Annotated in this window: 18 protein-coding genes; 5 read left to right on the top strand and 13 right to left on the bottom strand. The window is 63.3% G+C overall.

Annotated features, from left to right (window positions below; genetic code table 11):
- Nucleotides 1-35: 35 nt before the first annotated feature.
- From TU82_RS15945 to TU82_RS15905, 9 genes are all read right to left on the bottom strand, one after another.
- Nucleotides 36-1,415, bottom strand: coding sequence for a PepSY-associated TM helix domain-containing protein (locus tag TU82_RS15945; protein WP_057724163.1), 1,380 nt, complete (start codon nt 1,413-1,415; stop codon nt 36-38).
- A 132-nt stretch (nt 1,416-1,547) separates the two neighbouring features.
- Nucleotides 1,548-3,608, bottom strand: a complete 2,061-nt coding sequence (locus TU82_RS15940; protein WP_057724161.1) for a TonB-dependent copper receptor — start codon at nt 3,606-3,608, stop codon at nt 1,548-1,550.
- Nucleotides 3,609-3,700: 92 nt separating this feature from the next.
- On the bottom strand, nt 3,701-4,108 hold the full coding sequence (locus TU82_RS15935) for a DUF2946 domain-containing protein (RefSeq protein WP_057724159.1): 408 nt from the start codon (nt 4,106-4,108) through the stop codon (nt 3,701-3,703).
- A gap of 11 nt (nt 4,109-4,119) precedes the next feature.
- Complete coding sequence (locus TU82_RS15930) at nt 4,120-4,602, bottom strand: copper chaperone PCu(A)C (protein ID WP_057724157.1); 483 nt, start codon at nt 4,600-4,602, stop codon at nt 4,120-4,122.
- Nucleotides 4,603-4,649: 47 nt separating this feature from the next.
- Nucleotides 4,650-5,042 carry a DUF2946 domain-containing protein gene (locus TU82_RS15925; protein WP_057724156.1) on the bottom strand — a complete coding sequence of 131 codons (393 nt, stop codon included), beginning with the start codon at nt 5,040-5,042 and terminating at the stop codon, nt 4,650-4,652.
- A gap of 97 nt (nt 5,043-5,139) precedes the next feature.
- A complete protein-coding gene (locus TU82_RS15920) occupies nt 5,140-5,427 on the bottom strand; it encodes an addiction module antidote protein (protein WP_057724154.1) in 288 nt (95 codons plus the stop codon).
- Nucleotides 5,428-5,431: 4 nt separating this feature from the next.
- A complete protein-coding gene (locus TU82_RS15915) occupies nt 5,432-5,734 on the bottom strand; it encodes a type II toxin-antitoxin system RelE/ParE family toxin (protein ID WP_057724152.1) in 303 nt (100 codons plus the stop codon).
- A 287-nt stretch (nt 5,735-6,021) separates the two neighbouring features.
- A complete protein-coding gene (locus TU82_RS15910) occupies nt 6,022-6,741 on the bottom strand; it encodes a cobalt-precorrin-6A reductase (RefSeq protein ID WP_057724150.1) in 720 nt (239 codons plus the stop codon).
- Nucleotides 6,738-7,943 carry a bifunctional cobalt-precorrin-7 (C(5))-methyltransferase/cobalt-precorrin-6B (C(15))-methyltransferase gene (locus TU82_RS15905; RefSeq protein ID WP_057724149.1) on the bottom strand — a complete coding sequence of 402 codons (1,206 nt, stop codon included), beginning with the start codon at nt 7,941-7,943 and terminating at the stop codon, nt 6,738-6,740. The genes TU82_RS15910 and TU82_RS15905 overlap by 4 nt, the downstream gene beginning before the upstream one ends.
- A gap of 38 nt (nt 7,944-7,981) precedes the next feature.
- Between TU82_RS15905 and cobG the strand changes: the two genes are divergently transcribed.
- From cobG to TU82_RS15880, 5 genes are all read left to right on the top strand, one after another.
- The gene (gene cobG / locus TU82_RS15900) at nt 7,982-9,328 is read left to right on the top strand and encodes a precorrin-3B synthase (protein WP_057724147.1); all 1,347 of its coding nucleotides are present in this window, start codon (nt 7,982-7,984) and stop codon (nt 9,326-9,328) included.
- Nucleotides 9,321-9,947, top strand: a complete 627-nt coding sequence (locus TU82_RS15895) for a precorrin-8X methylmutase (protein WP_057724145.1) — start codon at nt 9,321-9,323, stop codon at nt 9,945-9,947. Before cobG ends, TU82_RS15895 begins: the two co-directional genes overlap by 8 nt.
- Entirely contained in the window at nt 9,944-10,678 is a 735-nt protein-coding gene (locus TU82_RS15890) for a precorrin-2 C(20)-methyltransferase (protein WP_420892983.1), read from the top strand. Before TU82_RS15895 ends, TU82_RS15890 begins: the two co-directional genes overlap by 4 nt.
- Nucleotides 10,678-12,315, top strand: a complete 1,638-nt coding sequence (gene cobJ / locus TU82_RS15885; protein ID WP_057724141.1) for a precorrin-3B C(17)-methyltransferase — start codon at nt 10,678-10,680, stop codon at nt 12,313-12,315. The genes TU82_RS15890 and cobJ overlap by 1 nt, the downstream gene beginning before the upstream one ends.
- Before the next feature lie 237 nt (nt 12,316-12,552).
- Nucleotides 12,553-13,332: a hypothetical protein gene (locus TU82_RS15880; protein ID WP_057724139.1), complete on the top strand. Its 780-nt coding sequence runs from the start codon at nt 12,553-12,555 to the stop codon at nt 13,330-13,332.
- On the opposite strand, the gene TU82_RS15875 is transcribed toward TU82_RS15880, so the two are convergent.
- The 4 genes from TU82_RS15875 to purH form a co-directional block, all read right to left on the bottom strand.
- Entirely contained in the window at nt 13,329-13,925 is a 597-nt protein-coding gene (locus TU82_RS15875) for a MarC family protein (RefSeq protein ID WP_057724137.1), read from the bottom strand. The two genes, TU82_RS15880 and TU82_RS15875, sit on opposite strands and share 4 nt — an antisense overlap.
- 180 nt (nt 13,926-14,105) lie before the next feature.
- Nucleotides 14,106-16,877: a hybrid sensor histidine kinase/response regulator gene (locus TU82_RS15870; protein WP_057724135.1), complete on the bottom strand. Its 2,772-nt coding sequence runs from the start codon at nt 16,875-16,877 to the stop codon at nt 14,106-14,108.
- Between the two features lie 101 nt (nt 16,878-16,978).
- Nucleotides 16,979-18,271 (bottom strand): phosphoribosylamine--glycine ligase, encoded by a 1,293-nt coding sequence (purD, locus tag TU82_RS15865; RefSeq protein WP_057724134.1) that lies wholly within the window; start codon nt 18,269-18,271, stop codon nt 16,979-16,981.
- 137 nt (nt 18,272-18,408) lie between these two features.
- On the bottom strand, nt 18,409-20,016 hold the full coding sequence (gene purH, locus TU82_RS15860) for a bifunctional phosphoribosylaminoimidazolecarboxamide formyltransferase/IMP cyclohydrolase (RefSeq protein WP_057724132.1): 1,608 nt from the start codon (nt 20,014-20,016) through the stop codon (nt 18,409-18,411).
- Nucleotides 20,017-20,042 lie beyond the last annotated feature (26 nt).

Genomic DNA, 20,042 nt, shown 5'->3' with positions numbered 1-20,042 from the left:
GCATCCATTCACTGACAAACCGTCACCCACACCCGTCAGCTGTGGGTGGCGGGTTCACGTGGACCAATGAACCGCGACAGTAGCAGCCGGTCCAGCACCCACACCACGATCAACGAAGCGCCCACCAGCGGGAACAGGATAGCCAGCCCGAGCATGATGACCATTGCGGTTTTCCACGTGGGCAGGTCATGGCGTAGCGGTGGAACGCCCAGCCCACCCTGTGGCCGACGCTTCCACCAGATCACCACGCCACTCACCGCGCTGAGCAGGATCATCAGGCAGATCACCAGCACGATCAGTTGGTTGACCCAGCCGAACATCTTGCCTTCATGCAGCATCACGCCGGTCTCGGTGGCGCGGGCGACCAGGTTGTAGTGCTCCCAACGCACATCGGCCAGGACCTTGCCGGTGTACTGGTCCACATGCAGAGTGGCGTCATTGCGTGGGTCGTTGGCAAACACTGCGACCGTGAATACCCCCGTGGCGGTGGTGGGGAAGGTGATGCTGTAGCCGGGCTCCACACCGCGTGCGTTGGCCAGTTCGACCACCTTTTGCAGGCTGATGCCGGGCGCGGCGGGACCTGTGTGCATGGCGCCGTGGTTCATGTGTTCGGCATGATCGCCGGACATCGGCATCGGCGTGTTTTCCATGGCCCAGGGCACGGTCTGTTGGGTGGCTGTGTTGAGCACGCGTGCCTGCTGGTCGGACTGCGGGACGTTGTTCCACATCGCCGCCGGGAAGGTGTTCCACAGGTCGGCGTATTGCTTGCCCCAGAAACCGGTCCAGGTCATGCCGCTGAGCAGCATCACCAGCAAAAACGCTGCGCCCCAAAAGCCGGCGACAGCGTGCAGGTCACGCCAGAACACGCGGCTACGGCTGTTGAGCCGCGGCCACAACACGCCGGCCGATGACTTGCCTCGCGGCCACCACAGGTACAGGCCGGACACTACCAGCATCACGCCCCAGCCGGCGGCGAGTTCTATCAGGCGGTCGCCGGTGGTGCCGATCATCAACTCGCCATGCAGGGCGCGGGCGATGGCTTGCAGGTTGTACTTGGCGTCCTGTTCCCCGAGCACGGTACCGCGATACGGGTCGACGAATACCGTCACTTCGCGGCCTTCGTTGTGCATCACGAACTGTGCGCTGCTGGTGGCGTCGGCAGGTGGCAGGTATTTGCTGATCGCGCCCTCAGGGTAGGCGGCTTTGGCGCGCTGCAGCAGCTCGTCGGCGCTCAGCGCACGTTCGGCGGCGGGCACGCTGAGCAGGTGACCGTACATCAGCGGGTCGAGCTGGGGTTTGAACAGGTAGATGATGCCGGTCAGGGCCAGCAGCACCATGAAGGGGGCGACGAAGAGGCCGGCGTAGAAGTGCCAGCGCCAGGCCAGGTTGTAGAAGGAAATCTTTTGTGTGGTCATCAGGGGCTCCGCAAGGCTTTTGATTTTCTTGTGTCAGTTACACCGCCATCGGGGGCAAGCCGAATCGTCGCACCGCCCCTCCCACATTTGGAATGCGTTTCAAGTGTGGGAGGGGGCTTGCCCCCGATGCTCTTAGAAGCTCATGTCCACCTTGGTCCAGAGCGTACGCCCCGGCTCCTTGATGGCCTGCGGGTCGTTCGCCGGGTAGCCGAAGCCGGCATTCCCCGCCAGGTTCAAATGCTCGGCATAAGCCTTGCCGAACAGATTGTCGACCCCGGTACTGACCTTGAAGTTCTTATTGATGCGGTACGCGGCGTTGAGTGAGAACACGCCAAAACCGGCGCTCTTGTCATAGTCCTTGCCCACCACGTTGCCCTTGTTCGGGTCGATGCGGTTTTGCGCCGCGACCACACGCCACAATGCGCCGGCACTCCAGTCATCTTGGCTGTAGGTCAGGCCCAGGCGTGCGTCCAGCGGCGGCATCTGCGGCAGGGCCTTGCCATCGCTGCTGTTCTTGCCCCAGGCATAGGCGAGGCTGGCGTCGGCTTTCCAGCTGCGGCTCAGCTTGTACGCCGCGCCCAGTTCGCCGCCCATGATGCGCGCGTCGACATTGCGTGCCTGGGAGGTGGTGCCCATCATGCCGGGCCGGTAGTCGAACAGGATGAAGTCGCTCACCTTGCCGATATAACCCGAGGCCCAGGCTTCGAGGTCGGCGGTTTTGTACTGCGCGCCGAAATCCAGCTGGGTGGTCTTCTCGGGCTTCACGCCGTCGAACGCGTTCACCGAGCCGGCCGCGCCGGTGTTGGGAGAGAACAGTTCCCAGTAATCCGGGAAGCGTTCAGCGTGGCCCAGGCCCGCATAGACGGTGGTGGGCGTAGCCGCCAGGTCGTGTTCATAGCGTACAAAGCCCGATGGCAGGGTGTCGGCGCGGGTGTCACCGGCGGTCGGGTTGGGAGCCGACACCATTCCCGAGCCGGTGCGTTGACGAAAATCCTTGGCCGAGGCGCGGTCCAGGCGGGCGCCGGTGATCAGGCGGTCATTGTCGGCGGCGTACCAGGTCAGCTCGCCAAATACGCCGTAATTGTGGAAGTTGGCGTCCTTGTCGCGCGGCAGGTCCTTATAAGTGTCGATGCCCATGCTGCTGCGTGCGCGGTGTTCGTTGGTCTGCGCATCCAGGCCGCCGATCAGTTGCACATCGGCCCAGCGCCAGGTCGCCTTGATCCGCCCGCCCAGGGTGCGACGGTTGACGTTGGAGGCCATGGGCCCGGCCATCATGCCGGTGCCCGAGGGGACGCGCAGGCTGTAGTTGTCCATGACGTGGTCGGCGTAGTTGTAGTAGACCTGGGCCTCGACCTTATCCAGCACCTCGCCGAGGTTGGACTTTTCGAAGCGCAGCCCCAGGCTTTCGCGCAGGAATTGCGAACCGTCCATACCGCGTCCGGCATAGCGCGCTTCACCGTCGCCACGGCCGGCGGTGAGTTCCAGCAGGGTATCGGCGTCGGGGGTGAAACCCACTGCCACATCGCCATTCCACTTGTCATAGCGCGAGGCGACGGTGTCGTTGTTGCCGTCCTTGTAGTCGTCGGCGTGGGCCTGGTTGCCGATCACCCGCACGTAGCCCAACGGGCCTCCGGCAGCGGCATCGATGACCTTGTCGAACCGCCCGTTGGAGGCGGCCAGCACACTGGCATTGACCCGCGTGCCCAGTTCGCCGAACTGCTCGGGTTCACGCTCGAACAGGATCGTACCGGCCGATGCGCCGGGGCCCCAGAGCACAGTTTGCGGGCCCTTGATCACGGTGAGCTTGTCGTAGGTTTCCGGCGAAATATACGACGTCGGCGCATCCATGCGGCCCGGGCAGGCGCCGAGCATCATGCCGCCGTTGGTGAGGATATTCAGGCGCGAGCCGAACATGCCGCGCAGCACCGGGTCGCCGTTGGTGCCGCCGTTGCGCACCAGAGCAAAGCCGGGGATGGTCTTGAGGTAGTCGCCGCCATCGCTGGCGGGCACCGGTTGGCGCGGATCCTTGGGGTGGGTGACAACGGTGAGGGGCGAGCTGGGGGCGATCGCGGTGATGACCGTGGGGCTCAGTTCATGTTCGTCCGCGTAGACGTGCGGAGCCAGCAATGCACCGCACAGGGCGGCGAGCAGGGGAGTACATCCCAAACGGGGGTCAGCAGAAATCCTGGACATGACAAATTCCATCAATCAATCGTAAACAACACGGCCAGCAGCCTGCGGCTGTCTGGTTGAAGTCGGCCGGGGTGAAGTAGCGCAGTGAAGGCTTACGGCTCGATAGGCGGCGCACGACTGCGCGCGCCGGGGAAGATGCTCTGCCGGGCATGGCCCAGGCGCGGGGCGGGGGTGAGAGCGTTGGCCGGCGGCGGGGTGCCAAGGGCCACGAATGACACGCTGCCGGGCAGGGCGGGGCAACTGAACAGCAGGTCGCAATAACCGCACTTGGCCCAGAGTGCGTGGTGTTCGTCGGGCTTTTTAGGGTGATGACCTTCGCCATGGTCGCTCGGCATGTCCATGGACATGCTCATCGGCATCGACATACCGGCGTGATGATCCATCGGCATCGCTTGGGAAATCAGCGGACCGATAAAGATCATCAGCATGGCGAACAGGCTGATCCAACCGCCGCGCTTCACGCGGTGGTGTGGAGAGAGCCTGGCGCGAGGGACGCCCATCGAGTGTCTGCCTACTGGGCGTGTTTATGCGCGTGGCTGGCCATCGGCGGCACTTTTTGCACCGACACCTCCACCTCGACCTTGCCGGCCTTTTCAAAGGTCAGGGTCAGCGGGAATTGCTTGCCGTCGGCCAAGAGGCTGCGGTCTTTGATGCCCAGCAACATCACGTGGTAGGCCATGGGCGCGAAGGTCAACTCGCCCTTGGCCGGTACGGCAACGCTGGGCACCTGTTGCATCTTCATCAGGTCGCCTTGCATTACATGCTCGTGCAGCTCGGCTTTTTCGGCGACGCTGGTTTCAACGCCCAGCAGGCGATCCGGGGTAGCCCCGGTGTTATGAATCACAAAGTAGGCGGCGACAGTCGGCGCATTCGGCGGCAACTCCTGGGACCAGGGATCGCTCACCCGCAAGTCGCCGGCCTCGTAGTCCTCGGCATTGGCAGCACTGAATACCGGCAGCAGCAACGCCGCCAGAAGCAGGGAAGATTTAAGCATGGCAGTTCTCCGGAACGGTTCTGAACGCAGTTCACTTGCGAAGACCATCAGACCGTTGGAGAGGCGCGGGGGTTAAGGCTCGGCCATTGCCGGCGTGGGGTGGGATTGCGCAATAAGGGCGGCGGCAGGCTCTGTACCGCTTCCAGGCGCATCACATACAACTGCGGCACATGCCCCGGCAACGCCACCAGCGGCGCCGAGCCCGAGCAACACCAGCAATGCTGCATAGCGGAATGATCGTCCGGCGCTGCCGGAATTTCCAGCTGGCCCAGGGCAATGGCTTTCAGGCTGGCGCCATTGGACGAACAGAACCCGCCCCACATCAGGCGCTTGACCGGGTCATCGGCTTGCTGCATCGCACTGGCCAACGGCATGGCAAACGCATTGAACAGCACTGCAAGGCAGGCGATCCAGGCAATTGCAAAGCGTTGACGGGCCATGGCGGATAATCCGTAGGGTTAAATGATCAGGCGGGTATTTAGCCTGATCGGGGGGGATAAGTAAAAATGCGTGGTGTGGTTTGGTGTCGCAGTGCTATCAGATCGCTGTGGCATGAAGCTTGAGGCCCAGAGCTTTCATGACTTTCATGATAGTCGCGAATTCGGGATTGCCAGTGCTGGAGAGGGCTTTATACAAGCTTTCACGTCCAAGGCCTGCGTCGCGGGCTATTTGGGTCATGCCTTGGGCGCGGGCTATATTGTTGAGCGCTGAGCGAATCAGCAATCCGTCACCGGCGTCCTCCTCGAAAGAAGCTTCGAGATACTCTGCCATGTCCTCAGGGGTCGTCAGATGCTCGGCTATATCGAAATCTTTAAATTGAGTCATGGGGTCACTCCTTTTTCTCAAATTCATCGGCAATTTCTTTGGCGCGTTCGATGTCGCGTTTTTGCGTTGATTTATCGCCACCTATCAACAGTAGGTAAACCACTTCACCTGTACGCTTGAAGTACACACGGTATCCAGGGCCATAGTGGATGCGCATTTCGGATACGCCATTTCCGACGTTTTCGCAGTCTCCAAAATTGCCCATTCTTGCGTTATCCAATCTTGTCAGCACGCGTCCATGGGCGGGTTTACTGCGTAGCGAATAAAGCCATTCCTGAAACTCATCAGATATCTTGAAATGAATCATCTCGGATCGTATTCCTTGGGATACATGTTGGCAAGTTGCGAGGCGCTGCAAAAGCAGTGCACCCCCATTGCGGGCGCCGGAGCAAAACCGCGAGATGAGAGGTTAGGGCGGGGGCTTTTGGCTGAGCCAGCCAGCTGGTTCGGAGGTATTTGTAGGGGGATTCGGCTTTCGGTGGTGAAGCCCAAATGTGTGGGGCTTGCTCCCTATAGCAGTGTGTCAGCTACTGAAATGCCGGCTGATACACTGCTATCGGGGGCAAGCCCCCTCCCACATTAGGTCGGCGTTGCCTAGCGGGGGTGTATTGCCTGTAGCACCGCAGCTACGGTGGTGAATTCTCGATCTACGGCAGCCAACACCGGCCGCTTCAACACCAGCACCGGCACCCCTCGCTCCCGCGCCACTTCCAGCTTTGGCTCGGTGGCGGTACTGCCGCTGTTCTTGCTGATCAGCACATCAATCCTGCGCCGTTCGAATAACGCCCGCTCGTCTTCGATCAGAAACGGCCCCCGCGCGCCGATTACTTCATAGCGCTCATTGCCTGGATATACATCCAGCGCCCGCAACGTCCAGAGCTGGTCGACGGGGATTTCATCGAGATGCTGCAACGGTTCGCGACCCAAGGTGAACAGCGGGCGCTTGAAGGGCTTCAACGCCTCGACCAACTCGGCCCAGCCGGCTACTTCCCGCCAATCATCCCCCGCCTGCGGCCGCCACGCCGGACGTCGCAATGCCCAGCAAGGCACATCGCATAAGCGTGCGGCCCGGGCCGCGTTGTGGCTGATTTGCGCCGCATAGGGATGGGTGGCATCGAAGACCAGGCTGATGCGTTCATCACGAACAAACTGCGCCAACCCCTCAGCGCCTCCATAGCCCCCGACGCGAACCTGGCAGGTCAGGTCGGTCGGCACACGGCCCACGCCAGCCAGGCTGTAGATATGCTCCGGCCCCAGGGTGCGGGCAATGGCCAGCGCTTCCGTCACGCCGCCCAGCAGCAGAATCCTTTTCATAGCGGCTTGGTCACTTCCAGCAGCGTGATCGGCAACGCCTGGCGCCAGGTATCGAACTCGCCCAATGGCTGCGCCTGGGCCACATGGATGCGGGTCAGTTCGCCGCCATGTTGGGCGCGCCAGTTCATCAAGGTCATTTCGCTTTGCAGGGTCACTGCATTGGCCACCAACCGTCCACCGGGCCGCAATTGTTGCCAGCAGGTATCGAGTACGCCGTCGCGGGTGACGCCGCCGCCGATGAAGATGGCGTCGGGTGTCGGCAGGCCGTGCAACGCGTCCGGGGCTTTGCCGCGAATCAGGTGCAGGCCGGGCACGCCGAGGGCGTCGCGATTGTGTTCGATCAGGCCTTGGCGGCCTTCATCGGCCTCAATCGCCAGCGCACGGCAGCTGGGATGCGTGCGCATCCATTCGATGCCGATGGAACCGCTGCCCGCACCCACGTCCCACAGCAGTTCGCCGGGCATCGGTGCGAGGCGGGCGAGGGTCATGGCGCGCACATCGCGTTTGGTCAGTTGGCCGTCGTGCTGGAACGCCGAGTCCGGCAGGCCTGCCAGGCGCGACAAGGGCGGCGTGTCGCTGGAGGCCAGGCAATCGATGGCGACCAGGTTCAGATCGGCAGTGCCGAGGTGTTGCCAGTCTGCGGCCAGGCCGTCCAAGCGCCGCTCGTTCGCGCCGCCCAAGTGTTCAAACACCGTCAGCTGGCTGGGCCCAAACCCCGCTTCCGTCAATAGCGCGGCAATCAATGCAGGGCTGCCGCCATCATTGCTCAGCACTATCAAGCGCACGCCGCTGGCCAGGTGCGCGTTGATTCCCGCGAAAGGCCGGGCCACCACGGATACCGTCACCACGTCCTGCAACGGCCAGCCCAACCGCGCCGCTGCCAGGGACACCGACGACGGCGCCGGTAGAATCAGCAGCTCATCAGCGGCAACCTGGCGCGCCAGACTGGCGCCCACGCCAAAAAACATCGGATCTCCGCTGGCCAGCACGCACACCGGTTCGCCGCGCTTTGCCAGCACCGGCTCCAGGGAAAACGGGCTTGGCCATAGCTGGCGCTCGCCACGAATACACACAGGCAACAGGTCCAACTGGCGTTGGCCGCCTATAATCCGCGTGGCGCGCAACAGGGCGTGCCGGGCATTCCTGCCCAGGCCCTTGAAACCGTCTTCACCGATGCCTACAACCGTCAGCCAGGGCGACATAGCAATTCCTTGAACGACATCCGACGGGCAGGCTTTTCATGCCGCCGGACAAAGCAGGCATAATACCGCGCCTTTACCCGTCAACCGGTAGCCCCGTGAACCCAACGCCCGCTGTAAATACCTTGCGCCCCTCGGCCTGTCCGGGGTTGCTGCGTATTGTCCAGGCGTTGGACGGCGGTATCTGTCGGGTCAAACTGGCCGGTGGTTCGATTACCGCAGCCCAGGCCAATGCCGTGGCGGATGCGGCCCAGGCGTACGCGAGCGGGGTGATCGAGGCGACCAACCGCGCCAACCTGCAGATTCGCGGGATCGGCGCCGAACAGGACGCCTTGATCGCGATGCTGCTGGCGGCCGGGCTCGGCCCGAGCAATGCGGCCGGTGATGACGTGCGCAACCTGATGCTCAGCCCCAGCGCCGGCATCGATCCGCAGATGCTGTTCGACACCCGCCCGCTGGCCGCGCAGATTCTTGCCACCTTGGAAAGTCATCCGCGTTTTCATCAGTTGTCGGCCAAATTCGCCGTGCAACTGGATGGCGGTGAAGCCCTGGCGATGCTCGAGCATCACCATGACCTGTGGCTGTCGGCGTTTGTGCATGAGGGTCAGACGCTGCTGGCGTTCGGCCTGGCCGGCTGCCCGGGGCTGGATGAGCCCGTGGCGGCAGTGCCGCTGGACCAGGGCCATGCGCTGGTAGTGGCGGTGCTGGAAGCCTTTCTCGACCTGGCGACGCCCGAGCAGACGCGTATGCGCCATCTGCCTGTGGATAACTTGGTGAGCCGCCTCAGCGTGCCGCTGCTGTCGGCGCAGGGCTTCAAACGCCCGGCCAGTGGTGCGTTGCTGCACATCGGAAGTTATCCCCAGCCCCAGAAGAATCAGTTCTATGTCGCGGCAGTCGCACCCCTGGGCCGCCTGGATCCGCTGATGCTCCAGGGCGCCGCGCAACTGGCCAGCGAGTATGGCGATGGCACGTTGCGCTTCACGCCCTGGCAGGGCGTGCTGCTGCCCCACATTGAACGCGTTGGCGCCGTGACTGAACGCTTGGGGCAACTGGGCTTTCTGTGTTCAATCGACCAACCCTTGGCATGCATGATCGCCTGTACCGGTTCCAGCGGTTGCGGCAAGGGCCTGGCCGATACCAAGGCCGACGCGGTGCAACTGGCCGCCCTGCAGCCCGGCGTCGAGGCGCACCTGTCCGGCTGTCCGCGCTCCTGCGCCGCCGCGCACACCGCACCGGTCACCCTGCTGGCGGTGAGCCCCGGCCACTACGACCTCTATTTTCGCGACGCCGCCCATCCAGGTTTTGGCCGGCTGCATGCGCGCACTCTTTCCATTGAAGCGGCGGGCGCCCTGTTACGCGCTCGCCTACGGAGCAACACCGATGATTGATTACATCCGCGACGGTCAGGAGATCTATCGCAACTCCTTCGCCATTATTCGCGCGGAAGCCAACCTGGAGCGCATCCCGGCCGATCTGGAAAAACTCGCGGTGCGGGTGATTCATGCCTGCGGCATGGTCGAGGCGGTCGATGGCCTGCAATTTTCCGAAGGCGCAGGCAAGGCCGGGCGTGATGCGCTGGCTGCTGGCGCGCCGATTCTGTGTGATGCGCGGATGGTCTCCGAAGGCGTGACCCGTACGCGCCTGCCGGCCAATAACCAGGTGATCTGCACCCTGCGTGATGAAAACGTGCCCGAGCTGGCGCGGGCGTTGGGCAATACCCGTTCCGCCGCTGCCCTGGAATTGTGGCGCCCGCACCTGGCAGGCAGCGTGGTGGTGATCGGCAACGCGCCGACGGCTTTGTTCTACCTGCTGGAAATGCTCGACGCCGGCGCGCCGAAACCTGCGTTGATCCTGGGTTTCCCGGTCGGTTTCGTCGGCGCGGCCGAATCCAAGGCGATGCTCGCCGCCGACAGCCGTGGCGTACCGTTCGTGATCATGCAGGGCCGTCTGGGCGGCAGCGCCATGGCCGCCGCCGCCGTCAATGCGCTCGCCACGGAGGTCGAATGATGCACGCACGCGGACGTCTGATCGGCCTGGGCGTGGGCCCCGGCGACCCTGAGCTGATAACCGTCAAAGCCCTGCGCCTGCTGCGCGAGTCGCCGGTGGTGGCGTACTTCGTGGCCAAGGGCAAGAAGGGCAATGCGTTCGGCATCATCGAGGATCACCTGGTGCCGCAACAGACCCTGATGCCACTGGTGTACCCGGTGACCACCGAGGCGCTGCCGGCGCCGCTGTCCTATGAGCAAGTGATCAGCGACTTCTACGACACCGCCAGCGTCGACGTGGCCGCGCACCTGGATGCGGGCCGCGATGTGGCGGTGATCTGTGAAGGCGACCCGTTCTTCTACGGCTCCTACATGTACCTGCATGACCGCCTTGCCGAGCGCTACGAAGCACAGGTCATTCCCGGCGTGTGTTCGATGCTGGGCGGTGCTTCGGTATTGGGCGCGCCGCTGGTGTATCGCAACCAGAGCCTGTCGGTGCTGTCGGGCGTGTTGCCGCACGATGACCTCAAGCGCCGGCTGGCGGACGCCGACGCGGCGGTGATCATGAAGTTGGGGCGCAACTTCCCCAAGGTGCGCCAGGTACTGGAAGAACTCGGTCTGGCCGGGCGCGCGCTGTACGTGGAGCGCGCCACCATGGCCAATCAGAAAATCGTGCCGTTGGACGAGGTGGAGCCGATGTCATCGCCGTATTTCTCGTTGATCATCGTGCCCGGTGAACGGTGGCAAGGTTGATGAGCCCGGCGATTGTCATTCTGGGCCAGGGCAGCCTGGCGACGGCGCGCAAGATCCAGCAGCGTTACCCGATGGCGCTGATCCACGGCCTGACCGGTCGGGTCGACGGCGCGGACCAGGGCTACAGTGAATTCGGCGCCACGCTGCGCCAGCTCTACCAGCAGGGCACGCCGCTGATTGCGCTGTGCGCCGCCGGCATCGTGATCCGCACCCTCGCGCCGCTGTTGCTCGAAAAAGGTGAGGAGCCGGCGGTGCTGGCCGTAGCCGAAGACGGCAGCGCCGTGGTGCCGCTGCTGGGGGGGCTGGGCGGTGTGAATGTGATGGCGCGTGAGATTGCCGCCGCGTTGGGCGTGGCGGCGGCGATCACCACCAGCGGCGAGTTGCGCTTTGGAACCTGCCTGCTCAACCCGCCCAAGGGCTATGAGTTGGCGGACCTGGAGGTGGGCAAACGCTTTGTCTCGGACCTGCTGGCCGGTGAAAGCGTGCGCATTGAAGGCGCGGCACCGTGGCTTGCGCAGGCCAATCTGCCGGAGGATCCGCACGCGCGCCTGGCGATTCACGTGGGCAGTACCGAGCGTGAGCCCGCCGCCGATGAATTGCTGATTTATCCGAAAACGGTGTGCGTCACCTGCAAGCCAGGTGCGCACTTGGCCGCACGTGTGCGCAGCGCCTTGCATGAGGCGGGCGTTGCCGTGCAATCGCTGGCGTGCCTGCTCGCCAGCGACCTGCAGATGGCCGACGCGTCGTTGCATGAGGCCGCGCTGGAACTGGGCGTACCGCTGCGGTTTGCCAAGGTCGAGCCGCAGGCGGACATCACCCTCAGCGTCGCCGAACAGCCTTTGGACGTGTCACAGGTCGGTCGCCCACGCGGTCGCCTTGCCGTGATCGGGCTGGGCCCTGGCGCCGCCGAATTGATGGTGCCGGCGGTCAAGGCCGAGTTGGCGCGGTGTACCGATGTGCTCGGCTACGAAACCTACGTGCGCATGGCCGGACCGTTCCGGGATGATCAGGTGCAGCACTGCACGGACAACCGCGAAGAAATGCAACGCGCCCGTCATGCCTTCGAGCTGGCCGCCCAGGGGCGCTCGGTGGTGGTGGTGTCGTCGGGCGATCCAGGTGTGTTCGCCATGGCCGCTGCGGTGATCGAGGCGCTGCATGAGTCCACGGACGCGGCCTGGCATCAGGTCGACCTGCAAATCCTGCCCGGCGTCTCGGCTTCCCTGGCCACCGCTGCCCAGGCGGGTGCGCCGCTGGGGCATGACTTCTGTGTGATGTCGCTGTCGGATAACCTCAAGCCGTGGTCGATCATCGAAAAGCGTCTGGACCTTGCGTCCCAGGCCGACCTGGCCCTGGCGTTCTACAACCCGATATCCCGTGCGCGGCCATGGCAACTGGGGCGTGCGCTGGAGATCGTCGCGCAGCACCGCACCGCTGAAACGCCGGTGGTGCTGGGCCGTGATATCGGTCGCCCCGGCCAGACGCTGCGCGTCACCACGCTGGGGCAACTCACTCCCGACCAGGTGGACATGCGCACCATGGTGCTGATCGGCTCGTCCACCACCTGCACCTTTGCACGTGCCGGTGGTGGCGAGTGGGTGTACACCCCGCGTTGGTACGGCGATAAACCCGCCTCCTGAAAACAGCTCGGCGGCCGTCCGAAAGCTCCGAATGACGCAAGGATTTTCCTGTTGTCGTTCGGGGCTTTTTCTTTTTTTCACGACGAAACAACGAGGCCCATCCTTCATGCCGCGTTATTGCTGGCCGGCGCGTTTTGCCGAGCCGCGCCAAGGGATGTTTGTCGCCTGGAAAGCCTGTCGGTGACTGGACTAGTGTGGTTACAAGCCCCGAGTCGGGGTGTACGTGGAGAATTGAAAATGGAGCGACATCATAGAAGGATCAACAGTACAAAACGGCGCAAGCTGATTGCCGCTTACAAGTTACCGGGTGCGCCTGGCGCGCCCGCGACGTTAGCGCTGGACACCGAAGATGACTGCAACGCGGCAGTGGTCAACAACGGTGTGATTTCTTTTGCCGAGGGGCTGTCCGGGCTTAACCGCGAGTACATCCGTAAAAGCTACCTGCTGGCCAGCAGTTACGTGAGCGATGTATTGAAGGTGCATCGGGGCACCGAGGTCTGGTACGACGAATTTATCAAGGTGATGGTCAGTCTCGGCTGGCTGCCGGTGCGCAGCAGCTTCGAGCGCGTCTCACGCGCCGGCAAGGGGCTGACGGTGCAACTGGCGGCGCTGAACATCATCGGCGCGCTGCTCGCCTCGATGTCGTTGTCGGGGCCGCTGCTCAGCCTGCTGCCGAAACTGGCCGCCGATGCGCTGGAGGCGTTGAAGCAACTGCCGGCATCTTTCGATTTGTTCAAGCGCAACAGCAGCGTGCACGAGGGCGGTGACTTCGGCGTGGCCTCCTGCGCTGAAACCAATGGCGAAGTGATGATGGTATTGGTGACCTACAGCAGCCACGGCGTGAGCAAGCAGGTGGGTTTGCCGTTCCTTGAATGGGACAGCTCATCGTTCGAGGCCTTCAGCGGGCAGACCTGCCTGGTGCTCAATACCTCGGTGGTCAACGAAAAGACTGTTCAACTGATGCGCGACAGTGCGGGCGACAAAGTGCAGTCGGCCATTGCCAAATACCGGATCTAGGTCACCAGATAGCCACGGACCCCGGTAAAGATAATCTGCGCGGCCAGGGCGCACACGAACAGGCCCATCAACCGGCTGACAATCTGCAAGCCCTGGTCGCCAAGAATGCGTTCGATCCGATTGGACAGGTACAGCACCACGCCCACGGTGAGACTGGCCAGGGCGATGCTGAGGATGGCGGTGAGTTTGTCATCCCAGTGAGGCTGGCTCACCCCCATTACCAGCAACGCACCGATGGTGCCGGGGCCGACCGTGAGCGGGATGGTCAACGGTACGATGGTCACGTCCTGCTGCACGTTATCGGTCTGCACCGCCGATTTGCCCTGGGCCATGCCCAGCGCGGAGATAAACAGCACGCTGCCGGCGCCGATGCGGAACGCGTCCACGGTGATGCCGAACACACTGAAAATCACCCGGCCGAACAGGTACAGCAGCACGCTCGACACCAGCGTCGCCAACGCCACTTTCCAGGCCAGGCGCCGCCGCTCCCTGCTGGAATAGCCGCGGGTCAGGCTGATGAAGCAGGACAGCACGAAGAACGGGCTGTAGAGCACCAGCATCTTCAGGTAAACGCTGAATAACACGTGGAGCATGGGGGCGGCTCGCGGGCGGTGGAAGTGTGGAGGAGTCTATCAGGCGCAAGAGATCAAATGTGGGAGGGGGCTTGCCCCCGATAGCGGTGGGTCAGCCACAGATGTATCTGCTGACACTCCGCAATCGGGGGCAAGCCCCCTCCCACATTTGATTGCCCATACCACTTGATGGCATTTAAGTTATGAGGGCGCGTGCTCCGGGCGTTGCTGGCGCTGCACAACCCAATAATCCACCAGCTCGCGCAACTGCGACAGCTCCACCGGCTTGGCCATATGCCCGTCCATCCCGGCCTGGCGCGCGCGCTCTTTATGTTCCGAGAGAATGTGCGCCGTGAGCGCCACCACCGGCGTGCGTACACGCTGGTGGCTGACTTCCCACGCGCGTAGTTGCTGGGTGGCGGAGAAACCATCGAGGACCGGCATTTCACAGTCCATCAACACCAGGTCATAGCGCTGGGCTTTCATCGCTTCCAGCGCTTCTTCGCCGTTGCTGGCGGTGTCCGGGTTGAGGTTGAGCTTGCCAAGCATGCCGCGTATCACTTTGGTGGAAATGCTGTTGTCCTCGGCCACGAGGATGCGGAAGTCGCTGGGCACGGTAATGGCTGCCGGCGTGGCGGGAGCGGGGCGAGGCAGGGCCGCGCCTTTGCTGCGCTGGGTCAGTTCGTCGGCCAGGGTGGTCTTGAGCGTGTAGCCGGCCACCGGTTTGGCGAGGATGCGTTTGATCCCGCAGTTGCGCGCAATGATCTTGCTCGGCGCGTTGCTGATGCCGGTGAGCATGATCAGCAGGATATCGTGGTTCAGGCTCGGGTCTTCCTTGATCTTGGCCGCCAGTTGCATGCCGGTCATGCCGGGCATGTTCTGGTCCAGCAGCACCACATCGAAGTAATCGCGCAGGTGCGCCTTGGTGCGCAGCAGGGCCAGGGCTTCTTTGCCGGAAGCCACGGCGCTGACGTTCAGGCCCCAGGCAGAGCATTGCTGCAGCAGCACCTTGCGGCAGGTGTCGTTGTCGTCCACCACCAGCACGCGTGCGTCCTTGAGCGGGCCGTCGAGATCGGAGGTCGGGTGCTCCAGGCGTTCCGGGTCCAGCGGCAGGGTCAGCCACAGGGTGCTGCCTTGGTGGCTGCCGCTCTTGACGCCGAATTCGCCGTTCATCAACAGGATCAACTGGCGTGCGATCACCAGGCCCAGGTGGCCGCTCAAGCGTGTCGCGGAGAGGAAGTTCTTGCTGTGCAGTTCGCTGTGCAACAGGGCGTCGCGCTCGGCGGCTTCCATCGGCACGCCGCTGTCTTGCACCGCAATGCGCAGGCGCGGCTTGGGGCTGCGCTCGTCGAGGGCAACGACGATCAGCACTTCGCCCTCGTCGGTTTTTTGCAGGGCGTTTTCCAGCAGGCTCAGCAACGCCTGGCGCAGGCGTGTCGGGTCACCGCTGATCACGCGCGGCACCTGGGGCTGGATGAAGCTGATCAGCTCGACATTCTGCTGCTCGGCCTTGGCGCGGAAGATGCTCAGGCAGTCATCGATCAGCGCGTTGAGGTCGAACTGCACATCATCGAGTTCGATCTGTCCCGATTCGAGCTTGGAGATGTCGAGGATTTCATTGATCAGCGTGAGCAACTCGTTACCGGCGCTATGGATGGTCTGCACATAGTCGCGTTGCTTCACCGACAACGGCGTGCCCAGCAGCAATTCGGTCATGCCCAGCACGCCGTTCATGGGGGTGCGGATTTCGTGGCTGATCTTTGCCAGGAACTCGGCCTTGGCCGCGATTTCGGCGTTGCTGGCGGCCAGGTCGCGGCTGAGGCTGAAGCGCGTTTCAACAATGGCGCGCTGGCGCTCGCCCAGGGCCAGGCTCATCAACAGGCCGCTGATGCAGATAAAACTCAGCAGGGTGACGATCAGGCCTTGGGGCGCCACCAGCGTGAGGCCGAGCAGGGCGGGAAGAATGATCAGCGTGCCGATGTTGAACACCACCATCCCCGCCACGAACAGGCGCGCCGGGCGATAGCCCTGCTGCCAGTGATAGGCCGAGACAAACAGCATGCTCAGGCCGGCCAGCGCCACCAGGGCATAGGTGATGATGTTCAGCGGCAGGGTGTTGACGAATAACAGCAGCAGACCGCACAGCACGATCAACAATATGTCGGCCATCAACAGTTTGTTCAGCGCGTGCGGGCCCAGGGGCATGAAGAAGCGATAGGCAAACATCAGCCCGCACGGCGCGGTCAGCAGCAGCGCGAGGTACGCGCCGGGGGTCTGGATCGCGTGCCAGTTGGGCAGCCACGGCCCCACCACGTTGAGCAACAGCGCCAGGCTGAGCATCAGCAGGCATTCACACGCGGCCAGCCACAGGCTGCTGCGCGAGCGGTGATAAGCGAAGCGCGTGAGGTTATGCAGGATCAGCATCAGCAGCACGCCGAACAGCAAGCCGTAGACCAGTGTCTGGTTCTGGTTGGCGGCGGCCAGTACGGCGGGCTCCAGGGTGATAAAAGGGCGTAGCTCGTGTTCCGACACCAGGCGCAGGTAAACCTCGAGCGGGCGCTGGCTCTGGGGCATCGGCAGCATGAAGTCACTGCTGGGCAGCGGGCGTTCGGCCTGGGGCTGGCGCGTGCCGGTGCTTTGCTGTTCCACCAGCGTATCGCCGTCCAGCACATACAGGCTCAGGTTCGACAGGTCCGGGGCGAACACGCGCAGCACTTGTTCATGTTTGCCGGGTTGCAGCTTGAAGCGTACCCACAACGCACCGTCCGGCGGCGCGGCGGTAATCCGGTCCAGTTCGATGGGGCTGAATTGATTGGTGTAGCGCGAGGATCGAATGTCGCTCAGTTGCAGGTCGGCCTGATCATCGAGCAAGACTGCCCAACCACTGCCTTGTGCCGCGGCTTGAGCCGGGACCAGGCAGAGCAGGGTCAGCAGACTGACGGTAAAACCTAAGGCGATCCTGAGCCAGCGCACGGCGAAATCCCTTCGTAGGTGAATGCACGGGTTAACTATGCGCGGGGCGGCATGAGTACGGCAAGGGCCAGAGGCCCTTACCTACCCGAACGGATAGCTACTCAGTTGCTCTCGCCGCGTTCACGGGCAATGGCCCGGTAACCGATGTCGGTGCGGTAAAAGCAGCCTTTCCAGTCGATTTTCGCGGCCAGCTTGTACGCCTGTTGCTGCGCGGCGTCGACACTGGCGCCCATCGCGGTGGCGCACAGCACGCGGCCACCGGCGGTGACGACCTTGCCGTCCTTCAGCGCAGTGCCGGCATGAAACACCTTGCCTTCCAGCGCAGCCGCCGCATCCAGGCCTTCAATCACATCGCCCTTGGCGTAATCGGCAGGGTAACCGCCGGCCGCGAGCACGATACCGACGCTCGGGCGTGGGTCCCACTGCGCTTCGACCTTGTCCAGGGCCTGGGCCAGCGCGGCTTCCACCAGCAGCACCAGGCTCGACTGCAGGCGCAGCATCACCGGTTGGGTTTCCGGGTCGCCAAAGCGGCAGTTGAACTCGATGACTTTCGGGTTGCCGGCTTTGTCGATCATCAGGCCGGCATAGAGGAAACCGGTGTAGACGTTGCCTTCGTCGGCCATGCCGCGCACGGTCGGCCAGATCACCAGGTCCATTACGCGCTGGTGCACCTGGGCGGTAACCACCGGCGCCGGGGAATAGGCGCCCATGCCGCCGGTGTTCGGGCCGCTGTCGCCGTTGCCGACGCGCTTGTGGTCCTGGCTGGTGGCCATCGGCAGTACGTTCTTGCCGTCGACCATTACGATGAAGCTGGCTTCTTCGCCGTCGAGGAACTCCTCGATCACCACGCGCGAACCGGCGTCACCAAAGGCATTGCCGGCGAGCATGTCGCGCACGGCATCCTCGGCTTCCTGCAGGGTCATGGCGACGATCACACCTTTGCCGGCGGCCAGGCCGTCGGCCTTGATCACGATCGGCGCGCCTTTTTCCCGCAGGTAGGCCAGGGCCGGTTCGATCTCGGTGAAGTTCTGGTAATCGGCGGTCGGAATCTTGTGGCGCGCCAGGAAGTCCTTGGTGAACGCCTTGGAGCCTTCCAGCTGGGCGGCGCCAGCGGTCGGGCCGAAGCAGTCCAGGCCACGGCTGCGGAACAGGTCGACAACGCCAGCCACCAGCGGCACTTCCGGGCCGACGATGGTCAGGGAGACATTCTTTTCGGCGAAATCGGCCAACTGCTCGAGCGCCAGTACGTCGATGGCGACGTTTTCGCACTTGGCTTCTGTGGCGGTACCGGCGTTGCCGGGCGCAACGAAGACTTTCTGGACACGTGGATCCTGGGCAACTTTCCAGGCCAGGGCGTGTTCACGGCCACCGCTGCCAATGATCAAAACATTCATTTCAAAAACCTCAAATTCTGTAGGCGTCGCAAGAACGCTTTATGTGGGAGGGGGCTTGCCCCCGATTGCGGTGCGTCAGACAGGGATCAGTTGACTGACACACTGTCATCGGGGGCAAGCCCCCTCCCACATTTGGATCAGTGGCGGAAATGGCGCATGCCGGTGAAGACCATCGCAATGCCGGCTTCATCAGCGGCGGCGATGACTTCAGCATCACGCATCGAACCACCCGGCTGGATCACGGCGGTTACGCCGGCTTTCGCGGCGTTGTCCAGGCCATCGCGGAACGGGAAGAATGCATCGGAGGCCATCACCGAACCCACCACCTGCAAGCCGGCGTGTTCAGCCTTGATCGCGGCGATCCGCGCCGAGTTCACGCGGCTCATCTGGCCGGCGCCGACACCGATGGTCTGGCGGTTCTTGGCGTAGACGATGGCGTTGGATTTGACGTACTTGGCCACTTTCCAGGCGAAGATCAGGTCGTTGATCTCTTGCTCGGTCGGCGCGCGTTTGGTCACAACTGTAAGGTCGTCGCTGCCGATCATGCCGATGTCGCGGCTCTGTACCAGCAGGCCGCCATTGACGCGCTTGTAGTCCCAGGCAGCGGCGCGGTCAGCCGACCATTCACCGCAGGCCAGCAGACGCACATTGGCCTTGGCCGCGACGATGGCGCGGGCCTCCTCGCTGACGCCTGGTGCGATGATCACTTCGACGAACTGACGCTCGACGATGGCCTTGGCGGTCTCGGCATCCAGTTCACGGTTGAAGGCAATGATGCCGCCGAACGCCGACTCGGTATCGGTGGCGTAGGCCAGTTCGTAGGCCTGGCGGATCCCGCCTTCAGCGTCCGGGCTCACGGCCACGCCGCACGGGTTGGCGTGCTTGACGATCACGCAGGCCGGCTTGACGAAGCTCTTCACGCATTCCAGCGCGGCGTCGGTGTCGGCCACGTTGTTGTAGGACAGCTCCTTGCCTTGCAGTTGGGTCGCGGTAGCGATGCCGACTTCGGCCGGGTTTGCCTCCACGTAGAACGCCGCGCTCTGGTGCGGGTTCTCGCCGTAGCGCATTTCCTGGGCCTTGATGAACTGGCTGTTGAAGGTGCGCGGGAACTGGCTGCGGCCTTCTGTGCTCAAGGTCTCGGCCGCCTGGTTAACGGTGCCCATGTAGTTGGCGATCATGCCGTCGTAGGCGGCGGTATGTTCGAACGCCTTGAGCATCAGGTCGAAACGCTGGGCGTAGGTCAGGCCACCGGCTTTCAGGCTTTCCAGCACTTGGGCGTAGTCGCCGGCATTGACCACGATGGCCACGTCTTTGTGGTTCTTGGCCGCCGAGCGCACCATGGTCGGGCCGCCGATATCGATGTTTTCGATGGCGGTCGGCAGGTCGCAGCCCGGCTTGTTGATGGTGGCTTCGAACGGGTAAAGGTTGACGGCCACCAGGTCGATCGGCTTGATGCCGTGCTCGTTCATGATGGCGTCATCAATGCCGCGACGGCCGAGGATGCCGCCGTGAATTTTCGGGTGCAGGGTCTTGACCCGACCGTCCATCATTTCCGCGAAACCGGTGTAGTCCGCGACTTCCACTGCGGCCACGCCATTGTCCTGCAGCAGTTTGAAGGTCCCGCCCGTGGAGAGGATTTCCACGCCCAGGGCTTCCAGCTCCCGGGCAAATTCGAGGATCCCGGTCTTGTCGGAAACACTGATCAAGGCGCGGCGGATCGGCAGGCGGGTAGTCTGGTCGGTCATCTCAATTTCCATCAAAAGCAAAGGAG

Origin of the sequence: Pseudomonas orientalis, from assembly GCF_001439815.1 — a bacterium.
Classification (GTDB): domain Bacteria; phylum Pseudomonadota; class Gammaproteobacteria; order Pseudomonadales; family Pseudomonadaceae; genus Aquipseudomonas; species Aquipseudomonas orientalis.
This window is presented reverse-complemented; position numbering and strand designations above follow the sequence as displayed.